This window comes from Methylocapsa palsarum, from assembly GCF_900114285.1.
Classification (GTDB): Bacteria; Pseudomonadota; Alphaproteobacteria; order Rhizobiales; family Beijerinckiaceae; genus Methylocapsa; species Methylocapsa palsarum.
Map to the genome: position 1 here is coordinate 1 of NZ_FOSN01000075.1, position 1,110 is coordinate 1,110.

2 protein-coding genes are annotated in these 1,110 nt (G+C 64.1%); both read left to right on the forward strand.

What is annotated here, in order from left to right; genetic code table 11:
* Positions 1 to 141: 141 nt before the first annotated feature.
* Positions 142 to 390, forward strand: a complete 249-nt coding sequence (gene tnpB / locus BM177_RS19345) for an IS66 family insertion sequence element accessory protein TnpB (protein ID WP_244532464.1) — start codon at positions 142 to 144, stop codon at positions 388 to 390.
* A gap of 73 nt (positions 391 to 463) precedes the next feature.
* On the forward strand, positions 464 to 1,110 hold a 647-nt coding region (locus BM177_RS19350; protein WP_139223771.1), incomplete at its 3' end, for an IS66 family transposase.

The window sequence follows — 1,110 nt, forward strand, 5'->3', positions numbered from 1 at the left end:
CCCTCAGGAGTGATCACCGCGACGTTGAAGGCGTTGCGGTCGTGATCCCGATGCCGGCGGGATGCCGGGTCTTTATCGCGACGGGCTGCACGGACATGCGCCGCGGCATGCAGGGCCTGGAGCTTCAGGGTTCAGGAGCAGTTGAAGCGCGACCCTCACGCTGGCGATCTCTACATTTTCCGCGGCCGCCGCGGCGATCTCGCCAAAGTCCTCTGGCACGACGGCGTCGGCCTGTCGCTCTACGCCAAGCGGCTCGATCGGGGAAAGTTCATCTGGCCGTCGGCGAAGGAGGGCGCCGTTTCGATCTCGGCGGCGCAGATGGCCTATATGCTGGAAGGGATCGACTGGCGAAATCCGCAACTGACATGGCGGCCCAAAAGCGCGGGCTGATCCGACGAAAAAACTTGGGATCGGACGCGTTTTGGAGCGTCACGAATCGCGGGATGTATGATTCACTCTCGTCATGGGCTCCGTCCGCGCCGCTCTTGCAGCAGAAAACGCCGCGCTGAAAGCGGAACTGGCGGTCGCTCGCGCGAAGACGTCTGAAGACATGGCGCTGATCGCAGCGCAGAAGCTCAGGATCGCCAAGCTTGAGCGCCAGATCTACGGGCAGCGGTCGGAACGATTAGTGCGGCTGATCGATCAATTGTCTCTCACCTTTGAAGAGTTGGAGACCGGCGCGACAGAAGACGAACTAGCGGCGGAGCGGGCCGTCGCCAAGACGACGACGGTCGCCGGCTTCACGCGCAAGCGGCCCGAGCGGGATACGTTCCCCGAGCATTTGCCGCGCGAGCGCGTGGTGATCGAAGGGCCGGCGGCTTGCGCCTGCTGCGGCGGCCTGCGCTTGCGCAAGCTCGGCGAGGATGTGACGCAAACGTTGGAGACGATTCCGCGTCAATGGAAGGTGATCGAGACCGTGCGGGAAAAGTTCTCCTGCCGGGATTGCGAGAAGATCACGCAAGCGCCGGCGCCGTTCCATGTCGTTGCGCGCGGATGGGCGGGACCGAGCCTGCTGGCGATGATCGCCTTCGAGAAGTTCGGCCAGCATCAGCCTCTGAACCGTCAGGCCGAGCGCTATGCGCTCGAAGGCGCGCCGATCGCGCTGTCGAC